The organism is Halorubrum sp. Atlit-26R (assembly GCF_003666015.1).
Lineage (GTDB): Archaea > Halobacteriota > Halobacteria > Halobacteriales > Haloferacaceae > Halorubrum.
Map to the genome: position 1 here is coordinate 152,317 of NZ_QPLT01000008.1, position 12,941 is coordinate 165,257.

Here is a 12,941-nt window from a genome sequence, read left to right on the forward strand (position 1 = left end):
AGACTCTCTCCGGGGCGCTATATACCGTTTTGGTGCCCCGTTGTGCTGGTTTGAGAGTGCGAATAAGCATACTTGAAGTTATGGAAAATAGTTTTTATCCGCGGGGAGAATTAGCCCATCTACATGAAGAAACACAAGCAGGAATCCCAAGCCCACGGGGGCAAGCAGCGGTTCACCGAAGACGAAGTCGATCTGATCGGCCACCGGGCCTGCGCCGACCAGTATCCGGAGAATACGATCGGAGCCATCGAGCGCGCGGCGCCGCACGTCGACGCCGTCGAGATCGACGTGCGCCGGTGTGCGAGCGGCGAACTGGTCGTATTCCACGACGCCGAACTCGACCGACTGACCGGCGCGTCCGGACGCGTCGCGGACACTAACTGGAAAGACCTCCGCGAACTGACGGTACTCGACTCGGGCGAGCCGATCCCGCGACTCAAAGAAGTGTTCGACGCGGTGCCGGACGAGGTCCCCGTCAACGTCGAACTCAAGGAGACAGGCGTCGCGGACGACGCACTCGACGTCGCTCAACGCGCGGACAACGAGGTGCTGTTCTCGTCGTTCCATCCCGAGGCGCTGGCGTCGCTGCGAGACCTCGAACCGGGGACGGACCGCGCGCTGCTCGTCTGGGACGGGGATCCCGAGAGCGTCGTCGAGACGGCGACCGACCTCGGATGCGTCGCGGTCCACCCGCCGATCGACCTCGCGACCGAGTCGACGGTCGTCGAGAGGGCCCAAGAGGCCGGACTGACGGTGAACGCGTGGACCGCGAGCGACCGCGAGGACGCCGAGAAGCTTCTCGCAGCCGGCGTGGACGGGATCATTTCCGACCGGTGGGACCTACCTTCCGACACGGAGCGATAGTCGCGAGATTAGTACCGTTTTGGTGCCCCACCTTGCTGTTTTGGAGGTTGTGAATTAGCATACTTGGAGTAGTGGAAAGCAATTTTAACGGTGGAGAGAGTTGTACCATCTACATGAACACAGAACACCCGTGGCTCCCGGAAGACGCCGGCCGGGAGTTTGATCCACTCGGCTACAACAACATCGAGCTTGATGAGGAGACGCCGTTCGCCGTCACCCCTCGGGGTGGGTCCCGGGGAGTCGGCAGGTCGTGTTATCAGGTCGATACCCGCCACGGACGGTATCTCGTCGATTGTGGGCTCAATCAGGGCGGCGGTGAGAAGTTCCCAGACCTGCGAGGTCTCCAACCCAACAGCGTCGACGCGGTCTTTCTCACCCACGCACACATCGACCATTGCGGCGGCCTCCCCGTCCTTGAAAACCAGAGCATCCTGAAGGACGACGCGCCGATTCTCACGACCCGTGGGACCGCCGACCTCGCGCAGCTCCTTCTGACTGACTCATTGAAAATCCACAAGCGGGAAGCCCAAGATCGCGGGGCCAAGCAGCGGTTCACCGAAGACGACGTCGACGGCGTGTTCGAGCGGTTCGAGGTGATCGATTACGACAGCGGGCGGATCGAGTCATTCGCGCCTGTTCACGACGCCGAGACGCTTCGCTTCCGGTTCGGGGGTGCCGCCCACCTACTCGGGAGTGCGTGGGTATCGGTCGAACGAGACGGCTATCGGACGGTGTTCTCCGGGGACATTGGTGGGCGTGCGACCCACCTCCCGGATGTTGAGCCGCCGCCGAGCGCGGATCACCTTGTGACCGAGTCGACATACGGGGGCCTCCACTCCCATCGGAGCTTTTCGGACGCTCGGACAGAGGTCTACCGCGCGATCACACGAGCCCTGAAAGACGGCGACCCGGTGCTGATACCGACCTTCGCGGTCGGCCGGGCGCAGACGCTACTCCTACTGCTGAAAGAGCGGCTTCATACCCTCCCGAACGGGCTGGATGAGCAGGTACAGGTCGTCGTCGACGGCATGGCTCAGGGAGCGACAGACCTCTACCACAACCATATCCGCGACACTACCTACGTCTCGGAGTCGATCGCCAACCGAGTCGAGAACGCCGACGATACGACACCGTTCCTGCCGGACGGGACGATCATGCCCGATGGCGATAGCGATCGGCGGGACATTCTCGATGCGTGTGCGAGCGACGACGGCCGTATCCCCGTCATCATCTCCCCGTCTGGGATGCTCACCGGTGGGAACTCCCCGCGATACCTTGCCGAACTCATCGGCCGGTGTGACTCCGCACGGATACTTCTCACCGGGTATCAGGCGCTCGGGACGCCCGGGCGGGCGATTCAAAACGCGAACGACGCCGACGCCGAGGAGGCACCAGTCGAGCTCGAAACAAACCCGATCGGGACCGATTGGCCGGACGATGAGGCAGTCGCATGGAGCCGTACAGACGACGGCGAGCGGGTAACGAGAGTGCGCGTTCCGACCGAGTGGGTTCAGCCCGTGGACGGCCTCTCAGCCCACGGTTCACAAGCTGAGTTGACGAGCTTCGCCCGCGACGTATCCCCCGAGACGATCACGCTGGTTCACGGGCCCGAACACGCCCAAGCGGAGTTAGCGACCCACTTCGCGAAGAACGTCGAAAGCGCCGACCAGATCACCCGCGGGCGACTGCTCACACCCGTCGCGATCACCCACGACCCGGATGTGGAAACGTCGACCGTCACCGACGAGATGCTATCTCCCAACGAATCGGAGACCCACAAAGAGCAACTGGATAACCTCTACGACGCACTCTCGATGATCGGTGAGCAGGTATCTGACGCCCGGAATAACGCGCTCTCCGAAGAACAGGTCCGGGCGATCGTCCGGGATGAGATCGAAGCCGCGACCACCAGCGAGGAGGAGAGCACAGATGGACGCTGAAGATGTAATCCAGAAGTGGGCAGAGATAGATGCTGAAGACGTACCCCGGGAGGAGTTTCAGAAGTGGGCCGAGATGAACGATGAAAACGTACCCCGGGAGGAGTTTCGAGAGTGGGGCGAGCGGAACGGCTACGAAATCGTCGAGGACGTGGACGATGGCGACGACATGAACATCATCGCGCTTGGAGCAGGTGGGATGATTGAGATCCACCTTACAGAGTACGGGAACATCCACCTCACGAACCACGTCCATCTCGGCGGGGAGGGCGGCGAGATCGAGATCGGAGATAAGCAGCTGACCGTGACGAACAGCCGCGGCGAGGAGCGCCGGATCAGCCCCGGTCGGTATCCGAACAGGTAGCTGCGGCCTTTCTGTGGAGTCGGTTGAACACGCACCTCAGCGGCGGTTCTACGCCTAAAATATCCATACTGAGAATAATGGATAACTTCTAAGTGGCTCGGGGCCGTGGTAGTCCATAGTGATGGACAGAAGCCTCGTTCCGGGAGGGACGCCCGACGAGCCGTGGTCGGGGATCTTCCCGTTCGACGAACCCTATCCACAGCAGAAGCAGGCGAGTAGAGAGGCGGCTAAGACGTTCGCGGAGAACGGGTACATGGTCTACGAAGGGGCGTGCGGCTCCGGGAAGACACTCGGGGCCCTCTCCGCGGCGCTGGACCGCGTTCGAGACAACAAATCGCAGTTCGAGCGCGTCGTCGCAGTCACGAGCGTCAAACAGCAGATGCGCGCGTTCGAGGACGACATAGAGGCGATCAACGACAACCTCCGAGAGCGCGGCCGGAACGACGTGGTCGACGCGCTCAGTATCACCGGCAAGGCCGATCTGTGTTCCTACGTCGACGCCGACGCGATCGAGTCCGGGAACATCTACGGGGCCTGCGAGCGGATGCGTGGGACGGTCAAGAACGCCCTCAACGGAGCCAGTCAGAACGACAAGGTGGGGCGGCTCAAGGGGATGATCGGTGATGCGGAACACCAGACAGAGCTCACCGACGCCGGCGCTACGGAGCCGACCACCCTCTCGGCCGAGGATTGGACCTCCACCTACCAGCGGGGCGTGCCGACGCGGAACGACTCCGACGCCGAATACTGCCCGTTCTACGCCCAGTCTCGGCTGGATTCGATCGAGCAGGAAGACGCGGGGCTCGGCTTGAACGGCTTGATGCGGTCGAGCGAGCTTCTACACGAGGGGTCTGACGCCGGGATCTGCCCGCACATCGCGATGCGTGATATGTTGAGCAAGGCGGAGGTCATCATCGGAAACTACTACCATATCTTTGACCACCAGACGGTCAACAGCCTCACATCGGCGCTCATCGACGAGAACACGATCGTCATCGTCGACGAAGCGCATATGCTCGTCCCCCGGGTGCGCGACCTCTTGGGAGCGGACCTGACCGTCGACGGGATCGAGGACGCGATAGCCGAGCTTGAGAACCGCGTCCTCAACTTCGTCGCACCGGAACACACCGATTCGAGTACGTCCGCAGACACCGACGTGGGGCGTGTTCTGAGCCGGGAGCTCTCCGGCGAGGGGATCGACGTCGAGGACGTAACCGAGATCCACGCGCTCCTTACCTCCGTGCGCGGGTGGCTCATCAACGAGACGACCCGGCAGGTGGCCGACGATGGCGAACTCTACGGGTCTCATCCCGATATGCCCGACGAGCAGGAGTTTGGGCTACGGAGCGCCGAGGAGGTCGAGGTCGACAGTTTCAACGAGTGGGTCACAGAGCAGAACCACCGGCAGGCCGCCGAGAAGGTCGGCGCGATCGCCGCCGGCGTCGCGTCGGCGCTCCGGAAGACCGGCGACGAGGTGGAGTCGTTCAACGTGACCGAGACGGAGGTCGACAGCGTCGGGCACGCCCTCTCACGTCTCGCGAACGGTGACAACGAGGCGTACTTCCGGCAGATCAAGTTGGACAAGCGCCGGCGGCCCAACGAGGAGCAGGAGACGGAGTGGGCGAAGCACTACACGACCCGACTCCGGCTCAACAACTGTATCCCGGCCGACGAGATCGCCAGCCGCTTAGACGATTTCGGCGCCGGGATGCTCATGTCCGCGACCCTCAGCCCCCTCAGTATCTACCGCGAGGAAGTCGGCCTGAGTGTTCTTGAGGAGGAAGAAGATCGACCGGTAAACGAGCTTGTCCACGGGCTCGCGTTCCCCGAGGACAACCGGGCGAGCGTCGCCGTCGACGTGGAGAAGTTTACCAGTGGCAATCGCGGGAGCTACAACGCCGAGAACCCGCCGGGGACCGCCCGCTTCAACGACCTCCGGCTCAAGTACGCGAACCTGATCAGCATCGTCGCGACGACCACACCCGGGAACGTGCTCGTCGGGATGCCTTCTTACAGCGAGGGCGAGTGGGCGGCGCAGGCCCTCCGAGAGAACCGGGGGGTCGACAAGGAGGTACTGGTCGATGAATCGTCGAGCGACGCCGAGACCGAGGAGCTGAAACAGGAGTTTTTCGAGGGCGACGGCAAGGTGCTGATCACGTCGCTCCGAGGCACGCTTACCGAGGGCGTCGACTACGACGGCGATCGCCTCAGCGCCGCTATCGTGTGCGGCGTCCCGATCCGCGGGCTCGGTGGATCGCTCCCGGACGCGATCCAGAACGCCTACGACCAGCACTTCATCAACAAGCGAGGGTTCAACACCGCGTTTACCGTCCCCGCAGTCCGGAAGGCACGGCAGGCGCTCGGCCGCGTCATCCGGGGGCAAGACGAAGTTGGCGTCCGGGTGCTGGCCGACGAGCGGTGGACGAACGCCCACAAGTGGGACTCGGCCGCGAAGTACCAGCCGGAGGGCGAGCGAGAGGACTTCATTACCCTTGAACCGGGTGAAGTGGAGTCAGGCTTGAGGATGTTCTGGGAGCAAGTGTAGGCCGAATCGTTCCACGCTCGCGGCCTGCTTATAGTTAAGTCACTGATAGCCGTACATACAGTCGAGTTGTTACATGGAAATCTCCGACTCACTTCAAACGCTGTATTCAGCTAAAATCGAGGAGCAGGACGGATCATACCACATAGAGGTGCCAAAGAGGGAGATCGTCGACGGTGCCGTCGAGCCGACCGAGCCAGTCAAAGTCGCACTTCTGTCGCACCCTAACGGGGGAGAGTCACGGGACGTGCGTGTCGAAAGGGGCAGTAGCACCGGAACTCCAAAGCGGAACGGCCAGTCAGGCACGAGCAGCCACCAAGATCCCCCGGTAACCGAAGGCGAAATACGAAAAGTCGAGATCGAGAACATCGGGGATCAGGGCGACGGCATCGCGAAGGTCGAGCGAGGGTTCGTCGTGATCGTCCCCGGCGGTCGGGTGGGAGAGGAACCCCGTGTCCGGATCGATGAGGTGAAAGAAAACGTCGCGTTCGCAGAGATCGCATAGGCCCCATTTCTCTCTCAAATCCACGGTGAAGGGGTAATACCCTAAAATCGTATTGGACCACATATTCAGGGGGCGCGAAGCCGGAGAAGACCATACTTAGTTTAATGGATAACATATATATGGGTGGCAACCTAATTGTGGGGTATGGAAGGAGAAGACGCAACCGACACGCTCCCGGAGAAAATTAAGAGGATGAGCCGGGAGGGGGGCCACGTCGATGTGGAGCTCACCGACGGGTCGACCCATCGGGCCTACCTTATCGGGGACTACGAGCTTGAGGAACCCGAGTGGAGCGGCGACGTAGGGAGCTTCTGGGCACGTCTTGAGTTTCCCGACCCCAAGGATCCCGGTAACCTCGAAGAAGACCAATACCCCACACAGATGGGAGAAATCACAGCGAAGGTTACAGACAACGGCTGGGAGGAGATCGAACTCCTGACCGATGTTCAGCGGGTAAAAGATGATGAGTTGGAACGCTGGGAGGGGATCCGACTGGGTGAGATTGAATCGATCGAGACAAAAGAAGACGAGGAGAGTTAGTTCCAATAAGCGAGGTTTTCGGCCGAGAGGTGTATTTAACGTCGGTTTTTTGTTTGCGATCTTCGTATCGGTTTGTATGGGACTGGAACCGGTCGGAAGGTCTGACGTAGACTTAGTCGTCGACGGGGAGCAGGTCAACCAGTTTAGTATCACCGAGGACAGAAAAATAAGAGTTGAAACAGATACACAGGTAATTCTGGAGCTACGCTCAACAACTTACTCTCTGGGAACAAGATCGGATCTTACGACCCTTGGAACGGGGCTACTCGGCAGCATTCATTATTCGACTTCGCCGCGCCGGTGGACGTAATTCTTGATTGGAATATTGGTGTGTACGAGGGCGATAATCCGTATGTAGCGGGCCGTTACGTAAATATCGTTGCTGACGGGGACGTTGTCGATAGAGTCTACAACGAGTACGATCAGTGGGTGACCTCATCTGACCAGCGAACAGTCACCTGCTCATCTGCCTATGTGGAGTGGAAAGCGAACGATAATGAGGCGGGAGCAGGACCAGCGGTAACGTTCGACGTTGACTGGGATGTTACCCCCGAGGTATCCAAAAGCGTGAACGTGGACGTAGGCTCATCAACGTATGAGAAGTAACGGGGGAGCGGACCTCGATGCGATTGTAGACTTGGTTGCGGAGAACGAGCCGGTGGTTCCTGAAGACGTACCCGAGCTTCTTGACGAGGAGATCGACGTCGAGGACGCCGAGAGATACCTGTCTGTGGCCGAGGAGCGGGGTCGTGTGCTGAAGGTCAACGGTAACTACTGGGTGATGCGGATCGGGAAGTACGCAGCCAACCCGGGGTAGAGCGTGAGCGAGGAGACCGACGACCCCGAGGCGGTGACTGACTCGATAGATTTGAACACAATTCGGGAGGCGATCGGAGAGCGGGCAGCCGAGCGTTCAGAGCTCGCAGAGTGGGCGAGAGATGCTGGGCGTCGAGCCGGAAGTCTCCCTGATTGAACGACCAGTAGCCGGCTGCGGGCAGGGATTAGGCAGGAGAGAAGACGGTGCGCATATTTGTACTGACGTGTGATTTGAGCCACCGGAGGCTACCTTCTAATAAGCTGGACGTAGATCATACTGGTAGTATGTCATTAGTCCCAGTAGGAAGCGCGGAGGTCACCCTTGAGGGAAAACAGGGGGCAGTCACTAAGGTAGAAGTAGAAAATGGCGATGTTCTCTCTCTTGAATTTGGAGAACAGACAATTACCGATGAGAAGCAAATAAACGGTCGTCTGTCAGAATCTCCGGCAGATATTGCTTATGGGACAGGTAATTCAATCAATCGGTCGGCTGGTGAAGACTGGCCTGAAGAAGTTCAGCGTCTTCAGTTCAGGGACGCCACGTTTCGAGCAGAGGTCGACGGAGGGAGTGACGGTTACATTCGCCTCAAACTTAAGATGTGGAATAAAGACGGCAAGATGTTGGAGACAATCATAGAAGACAGACCCGACAATCCATTTGTCACAGATAATCCTGTCTATAAGGAGGATTGGGATGAAATTTTGGGACCAGATTACTTTTTCATTGAAGAATATGACTGGGACGGATATGGCAACAGCCTGAGATGGAGCTTTTCAGGGGTAGTGGAGAAAACGATCGAGACAGTCACGGGAGTAGATAAAAAGTAGCGTAGTTGGCAGTTAGTTTCTCAGAGTTTAGAGAGGATGAGGTAAGAGTAGGCTCAACGGATTTTGTGAACGGTAAACAGAGAGTCTGTGGAAAAACGACCCCGTTACGTTACGTAGTATTTAGAAGCAGAAGGTAAAACCATATTTCAGGGTTGCCAGCGGGCACCAATCCAGCCATATTGGAGTTGGTGGGATACTCCACGCATATTTTGTCGTGTGGGTCGATTCAGGCCCCGGGGTAACCCCCGGAACAGTTTACTCATGCTTCCTTACCAGAAGCGTGCGTAAGTCAAAACCGCCAATCACCCCCGATCAGCCCCACCCGAGCGCAAAAACAACAGTAAGGAGCCTCCTACCCCTCGATCACGACCCAGTAAATACCATATCGCTATATCTAATTTCGCTCGTGGAGTTGCGAATGCCGGTCAAAACGTTCACGGGATCGACTCTATTCGGACCAGTACCCGATAGAAATGGCCGCGATTACGCTCTAATTGCTATCATAGAGATAGAATTATTATACTAAACAAACTTATCGGTCGAAATCTACCTCAGCAAAGAGTGATGCCTCTCGCGAAGGGCTAGCCCAGACCGAGTTCTAAATGAGTGTGATCAGCTCTTTGTCCAGCCAATCAAGAAACCGACTGAGTGTGATTCTGGGCTTTTTCCGGGTTTTGATGACTCCAATGCGCTCTTGTGTGAGGAAATCGACCAGCAGCCACATATTGTAGACTACACACCCGAAGGCGAAATGGAACCACCGGACTCCGAACTCCTTCGAGGTAGTCCACGCTGCTGCGTTCTTGATCGATGAGTACGAGTTTTCGATCGCTCCGCGGTCACTGTACTGTTCAATCTGCTTTTTCGCCCAGCGCCGATCGAGTGCGACCTCGTCACTCACATCGAGACTGGTGATAAACGGCTGTGGCGATCCCTCTTCATGGACATCATCATCTTCCGCTGGGGGTAACACGGCAACGGTCGTATGTACTGTGTGGTTTGAGACGCCACCCTTCACTGCACCGTGCATGACGAAATCCTCCTCGACATACAGCGGGGTGTCGTTCGGTTCGTGATACCCCTGCTTCACTTGGTCAAACCGGTCGCACATCGGTCCAATCCGATGCTGATCTTTCTGAGCAGGGATCACGTAGTCCAACCCCTTGTCAGTAAGCGTCTGAATGACGTCTACAGCGTGGAATTCACGATCGGCGTACACCATCCTGATGTCGACGTAGTCTTCGGCGATCGAAAGGAGCCGTCGTGCAACATCCCCGATATAGTAGGAATTACCCTTGCCGGGATACGCGTCTGTTGCGGCGTAGTCCGTACTTCCAAGCGGACACACCCCCACGACGTAGTGAGTGTTCTCGCCGACGATCACGACCGTCGCGAACTTGTGACACCAGGTGTATCCCTTTCCCTCTGGCGCGCTCTGGACCCATTTCATCTCGTCGCGATCGCCATAGTAGGCAACATACGTGATGTCCAGCGCGACTTTCGCCCGAGTGCCAAATCGTGAGCCGTTCCCGTGTTCAAGCTCTCTGATTCGGGGTTTCGCGCGTGTGTATGTCTTTCGGAGAGCGAAATTCAGCACGGTCGCAATATCATCGACGGACATCTGCTTGAGGGCTTCCAACAGGGTCTCACCAGATGGACCATCCTCGTAGAACGGGTCATCAACGGCGGGATCTGGATTTTTCATGTCACCCAGCTTCTGTCCCGAACCGTGTGCCGCCTGCTGCTTGATCGACGCGATTGCTTCTAAGACGAGTAATTCATCGTCGTCGTAGATCGCGTCATCCGAGCGAGAGAGTGAGATTGAAGGGATGGCTACCGACTTCAACTCATCAAGCACCTCGTGACCCTTCTTCCGTAGCAAGCGTTGGACGGTTCGATTTGACAGCGACTCTTTGTCTTCGTCGTCCGCTGTTTTGAGAAGATCATTCCCGATTGGTGCGCCTCGTTCAGCTGCAAGCAGGCGGATCTCTTCAGAACCTGATTCGACGACCGTCTGTAACTTTCCGAATCGGCTTTCAAGCCGAACTGGTTTACAGCTACTTTCTGAGGGGAGATCATCCATCTCAAACCCAAATGCACGGGCGAGTTCCGGTCGGTCAGAGAGGCGTTCTGGGATTCCTGACAGAGATTCACGCTCGACAGTTGCCCACAGATACGCCAGAAACATTGGCCGAAACGGAAGCGACGAACTCCACTCGGGGTGTGCGTCCCGTAGCGTATAGCGGCTCACGTCCAGTTCGTTCGCAAGTGTGATCCAGTCAGTATCTACAGTAAGGACATCATCAACTTGCTTTGTCAGCCTACTTTGAACCCGACTGCTCTCATTGCTCATCGGCTCTCACCGCCGATAGACAAAAATGAGCTGTCAACAGCCCAGTTGAGTGAGGACATTAGTATCGATAGTAGATTCATTTTGAACTTAACTGCTAGCGTGTCGTTTCCGAATAACCTTTGATACGGAGGGTTAAATACAAAATTCGCATACTACTGTTCGTCTCAAACAGTAATACATAGAATATTTGGGTATATTCTGAATGCCAGTATAATTTGAACTAATGTACAAGGTGAATAGCGCTGCATCACAGAACAGTAGGTAATGCCAGATGATATCCGGGATACAGCGCCTAATTTAGAGGATGTGGATTACGATGAACTGTCGGAATTTTTTGAGAAGAAGGGCGCAGTTGAGTTGATCTCTCTTCTTGATGGTGAAGGGTATCGATTCGACGAAATCGACGATTTACTCGATGTCAGCCGTGGGTATCTGAATGATCGCCGTGACGAAGCCGTCCATCTCAGGCTGATTGTTCCTGACCAAGCATACCGAGATGACTCCGTCCGCCGTGTGTGGACTCTTACAACGTTGGGCCACTACCTCCGACAGCGGATGCGCCATCTCGGAGTGACAGAGAGCCACGAGCGACTCATCACCGCTAGACGTGAATACGAAGACCGCAAGAGTGATTTCCTGGAGTGGGTTGATGATCCAGAGTCAATCGAAGCATACGCTGAAGATCTGCGAGCTGGCAATCAGGTACATCCAAAAGAGTTACCGCCTAAGTTACAAGATCTTTTTCGTCGAGTAGATGACGACCGTTTCTAATTCTTCTTGAGCTGTCGATAGAGCTTTGGGATGGTGATCTGTTGAAATCCTCAGAAGTCCATATTCTGATCCAATTACGATAATACAGGAATTACATTGAGTGCGATCCCGCCTCGATGTGGACAGAAGACAACTCCACAGCTACGTCCTGACCGTCTTCGTCCATCTGGTCAAACACTTCCCGTTCGGGGCCGGAGATCCGTTTTGGGATAGGGTAGTTAACATCAAGGGTCGAGAGCGTCTGGAACACCCTCATCGAGTCGAACTCCCGATCACACAGCACTGTCTCGATCGGAACGTGTTCTTTCGCTCGTCGAACCAGTTGCCACACAGTACGATGAATCTGATTCGGCGGGTTCTCATCCCACTCTACAGCTCTTCACCAGCCAAGTAGACGCCAGCTGTTGACCCAATTTCGTCTGATCGTCATCGGTTTCTGAGTACGATACAGAAAAGATACGCTTCAATACAGTCTTTCACAGTCTACGGCTCTGGATGAAATATGTCACGTCGGAGATAAAGGTATACCACAAAAACCAATGGAAGTATGACAATCCCCCAGCCGATCGGATTGTTAGCCACACCCGAATACAGATTCAGTATGGCAACAGCAATTCCGACGATAATCCCGCTACTCCAAGCAGATGAATGCCGCCGGTAAATCAAAAAAGCAAGGGCAAACATCACAATTGCAGAAAGACCATATATCGCCCCAGACACGATCTGAGGCGGAATCCCAGTATCAACTACTGGGCCAGATAATTGAGATAAGAATCCGTAGAACAAAAATACAAATCCCAGTAGGACAAGGAATACAACAACTCCTATGACGTCAAGTGGGGGCCAATGCGAATCGCTTGGAGAGTGGTTATTTGACTGTTTTGTCATAGTACTATATTTAGTGTGAATGGGTGAAATAATTTGTTCACGACAATGTGCTCGAATCGATCGCTAGGAGGACCACTGGTAATCTTCGGAATCGTCTACAATCCAACCCGGTGTTCCATGAACCCGAAGTGTACCGGTAACTGAAATATTGATACACATTCCAAGGTGATTACTGCTGTCTGGGTAGCTACCGAAGGTCAGTGAACCACTATCGCCAAAACGAATATCATTGATAGCCGACCCCCAAGTGACTTGATCCCAGTACAATTCGCCCCTTTCTTTACAATTATCATTTACCTTTACTGTAACAGGTTTTCCTCGGGCATGAGGAGTCCCCGAGGATTCACAGCTCGTTGTGCCTATTTTCTTCACATCCCAGCCCTCTGCCGAAAAAGTATCGAACCCATCTTTCGACATTGTCCCTTGAATATTATACTCAGTATCATGATCGCTTGGAAGAACAACTTTGCTTTCCGGCGACCGGCCCTCAGTAGGTTCAATAACCACAAAGTCGTGATCGTGGTCCACAGCCA

The 12,941-nt window shown here is 56.2% G+C and carries 15 protein-coding genes and 1 pseudogene; 12 read left to right on the forward strand and 4 right to left on the reverse strand.

Annotation, left to right across the window (positions count from 1 at the left end):
• The first annotated feature begins 123 nt into the window (after nt 1-123).
• The 11 genes from DVK07_RS10855 (at nt 124) to DVK07_RS22145 (ending at nt 8,396) form a co-directional block, all read left to right on the forward strand.
• A complete protein-coding gene (locus DVK07_RS10855) occupies nt 124-864 on the forward strand; it encodes a glycerophosphodiester phosphodiesterase (RefSeq protein ID WP_121597083.1) in 741 nt (246 codons plus the stop codon).
• A gap of 113 nt (nt 865-977) precedes the next feature.
• A complete protein-coding gene (locus tag DVK07_RS10860) occupies nt 978-2,804 on the forward strand; it encodes an MBL fold metallo-hydrolase (protein ID WP_121597084.1) in 1,827 nt (608 codons plus the stop codon).
• Nucleotides 2,794-3,165: a hypothetical protein gene (locus DVK07_RS10865; RefSeq protein ID WP_121597085.1), complete on the forward strand. Its 372-nt coding sequence runs from the start codon at nt 2,794-2,796 to the stop codon at nt 3,163-3,165. Before DVK07_RS10860 ends, DVK07_RS10865 begins: the two co-directional genes overlap by 11 nt.
• A 121-nt stretch (nt 3,166-3,286) precedes the next feature.
• Entirely contained in the window at nt 3,287-5,710 is a 2,424-nt protein-coding gene (locus DVK07_RS10870) for an ATP-dependent DNA helicase (protein WP_121597086.1), read from the forward strand.
• Between the two features lie 73 nt (nt 5,711-5,783).
• Nucleotides 5,784-6,212 (forward strand): TRAM domain-containing protein, encoded by a 429-nt coding sequence (locus DVK07_RS10875; RefSeq protein WP_121597087.1) that lies wholly within the window; start codon nt 5,784-5,786, stop codon nt 6,210-6,212.
• Nucleotides 6,213-6,356: 144 nt separating this feature from the next.
• Nucleotides 6,357-6,752 carry a hypothetical protein gene (locus DVK07_RS10880; RefSeq protein WP_121597088.1) on the forward strand — a complete coding sequence of 132 codons (396 nt, stop codon included), beginning with the start codon at nt 6,357-6,359 and terminating at the stop codon, nt 6,750-6,752.
• A gap of 76 nt (nt 6,753-6,828) precedes the next feature.
• A complete protein-coding gene (locus DVK07_RS22135) occupies nt 6,829-7,062 on the forward strand; it encodes a hypothetical protein (protein ID WP_147441136.1) in 234 nt (77 codons plus the stop codon).
• 20 nt (nt 7,063-7,082) lie between these two features.
• A complete protein-coding gene (locus tag DVK07_RS22140) occupies nt 7,083-7,358 on the forward strand; it encodes a hypothetical protein (protein WP_147441137.1) in 276 nt (91 codons plus the stop codon).
• Complete coding sequence (locus tag DVK07_RS10885; protein ID WP_121597089.1) at nt 7,348-7,569, forward strand: hypothetical protein; 222 nt, start codon at nt 7,348-7,350, stop codon at nt 7,567-7,569. The genes DVK07_RS22140 and DVK07_RS10885 overlap by 11 nt, the downstream gene beginning before the upstream one ends.
• A gap of 3 nt (nt 7,570-7,572) precedes the next feature.
• The gene (locus DVK07_RS22645; RefSeq protein WP_158603145.1) at nt 7,573-7,725 is read left to right on the forward strand and encodes a hypothetical protein; all 153 of its coding nucleotides are present in this window, start codon (nt 7,573-7,575) and stop codon (nt 7,723-7,725) included.
• Nucleotides 7,726-7,853: 128 nt separating this feature from the next.
• Nucleotides 7,854-8,396 carry a hypothetical protein gene (locus DVK07_RS22145; protein ID WP_147441138.1) on the forward strand — a complete coding sequence of 181 codons (543 nt, stop codon included), beginning with the start codon at nt 7,854-7,856 and terminating at the stop codon, nt 8,394-8,396.
• 598 nt (nt 8,397-8,994) lie between these two features.
• Here the strand turns inward: DVK07_RS22145 and DVK07_RS10890 are convergent.
• Nucleotides 8,995-10,749, reverse strand: coding sequence for a transposase (locus DVK07_RS10890; protein WP_121597090.1), 1,755 nt, complete (start codon nt 10,747-10,749; stop codon nt 8,995-8,997).
• Between the two features lie 264 nt (nt 10,750-11,013).
• Between DVK07_RS10890 and DVK07_RS10895 the strand changes: the two genes are divergently transcribed.
• Nucleotides 11,014-11,520, forward strand: coding sequence for a hypothetical protein (locus DVK07_RS10895; protein WP_121597091.1), 507 nt, complete (start codon nt 11,014-11,016; stop codon nt 11,518-11,520).
• Nucleotides 11,521-11,614: 94 nt separating this feature from the next.
• On the opposite strand, the pseudogene DVK07_RS10900 reads toward DVK07_RS10895, so the two are convergent.
• The 3 genes and pseudogenes from DVK07_RS10900 to DVK07_RS22155 form a co-directional block, all read right to left on the reverse strand.
• Nucleotides 11,615-11,890, reverse strand: a pseudogene (locus DVK07_RS10900) (transposase); the annotation flags it as partial.
• 113 nt (nt 11,891-12,003) lie between these two features.
• Nucleotides 12,004-12,408 (reverse strand): hypothetical protein, encoded by a 405-nt coding sequence (locus DVK07_RS22150; protein ID WP_147441139.1) that lies wholly within the window; start codon nt 12,406-12,408, stop codon nt 12,004-12,006.
• Nucleotides 12,409-12,471: 63 nt separating this feature from the next.
• A complete protein-coding gene (locus tag DVK07_RS22155) occupies nt 12,472-12,936 on the reverse strand; it encodes a hypothetical protein (RefSeq protein ID WP_147441140.1) in 465 nt (154 codons plus the stop codon).
• Nucleotides 12,937-12,941: the final 5 nt, after the last annotated feature.

What these genes read in the sequence shown, in the direction of transcription:
- DVK07_RS10860 (WP_121597084.1), top strand. Translation starts at nt 978, where the DNA reads ATGAACACAGAACACCCGTGGCTCCCGGAAGACGCCGGCCGGGAGTTT.
- DVK07_RS10885 (WP_121597089.1), top strand. Translation starts at nt 7,348, where the DNA reads ATGAGAAGTAACGGGGGAGCGGACCTCGATGCGATTGTAGACTTGGTT.
- DVK07_RS10870 (WP_121597086.1), top strand. Translation starts at nt 3,287, where the DNA reads ATGGACAGAAGCCTCGTTCCGGGAGGGACGCCCGACGAGCCGTGGTCG.
- DVK07_RS10865 (WP_121597085.1), top strand. Translation starts at nt 2,794, where the DNA reads ATGGACGCTGAAGATGTAATCCAGAAGTGGGCAGAGATAGATGCTGAA.
- DVK07_RS10855 (WP_121597083.1), top strand. Translation starts at nt 124, where the DNA reads ATGAAGAAACACAAGCAGGAATCCCAAGCCCACGGGGGCAAGCAGCGG.
- DVK07_RS10895 (WP_121597091.1), top strand. Translation starts at nt 11,014, where the DNA reads ATGCCAGATGATATCCGGGATACAGCGCCTAATTTAGAGGATGTGGAT.
- DVK07_RS22150 (WP_147441139.1), bottom strand. Translation starts at nt 12,408, where the DNA reads ATGACAAAACAGTCAAATAACCACTCTCCAAGCGATTCGCATTGGCCC.
- DVK07_RS10880 (WP_121597088.1), top strand. Translation starts at nt 6,357, where the DNA reads ATGGAAGGAGAAGACGCAACCGACACGCTCCCGGAGAAAATTAAGAGG.
- DVK07_RS10890 (WP_121597090.1), bottom strand. Translation starts at nt 10,749, where the DNA reads ATGAGCAATGAGAGCAGTCGGGTTCAAAGTAGGCTGACAAAGCAAGTT.
- DVK07_RS22145 (WP_147441138.1), top strand. Translation starts at nt 7,854, where the DNA reads ATGTCATTAGTCCCAGTAGGAAGCGCGGAGGTCACCCTTGAGGGAAAA.
- DVK07_RS22135 (WP_147441136.1), top strand. Translation starts at nt 6,829, where the DNA reads ATGGGACTGGAACCGGTCGGAAGGTCTGACGTAGACTTAGTCGTCGAC.
- DVK07_RS10875 (WP_121597087.1), top strand. Translation starts at nt 5,784, where the DNA reads ATGGAAATCTCCGACTCACTTCAAACGCTGTATTCAGCTAAAATCGAG.